1 pseudogene is annotated in these 723 nt (G+C 67.2%); it reads left to right on the top strand.

Annotation, left to right across the window (positions count from 1 at the left end):
- Positions 1–723 (top strand): annotated as a pseudogene (locus IG64_RS37170) (alpha-amylase family glycosyl hydrolase); the annotation flags it as partial.

Raw genomic sequence — 723 nt, 5'->3', positions numbered from 1 at the left:
GAGGCGAACCAGTGGCCGGAGGACGTCGTCGACTACTTCGGCGACTACACCGCCGGCGGCGACGAGTGCCACATGGCCTTCCACTTCCCCGTCATGCCGCGCATCTTCATGGCCGTGCGCAGGGAGTCGCGCTACCCGGTCTCGGAAATCCTCGCCAAGACCCCCGCCATTCCCGCCAACTGCCAGTGGGGCATCTTCCTGCGCAACCACGACGAACTGACCCTGGAGATGGTCACCGACGAAGAGCGCGACTACATGTACGCGGAGTACGCCAAGGACCCGCGCATGCGCGCCAACATCGGCATCCGCCGCCGCCTCGCACCCCTGCTCGACAACGACCGCAACCAGATCGAACTCTTCACCGCCCTGCTCCTGTCCCTGCCCGGCAGCCCGATCCTCTACTACGGCGACGAGATCGGCATGGGCGACAACATCTGGCTCGGCGACCGCGACGCCGTGCGCACCCCCATGCAGTGGACCCCCGACCGCAACGCCGGCTTCTCCTCCAGCGACCCCGGCCGCCTCTACCTCCCCACGATCATGGACCCGGTCTACGGCTACCAGGTCACCAACGTCGAGGCCTCCATGTCCTCCCCCTCGTCGCTGCTGCACTGGACCCGCCGCATGATCGAGATCCGCAAGCAGAACCCCGCCTTCGGCCTCGGCACCTACACCGAACTCCCCTCCTCCAACCCCGCCGTCCTCGCCTTCCTGCGCGAGTAC

The sequence above is a fragment of the Streptomyces sp. NRRL S-340 genome (assembly GCF_000720185.1).
Taxonomy (GTDB): Bacteria; Actinomycetota; Actinomycetes; order Streptomycetales; family Streptomycetaceae; genus Streptomyces.
This window is presented reverse-complemented; position numbering and strand designations above follow the sequence as displayed.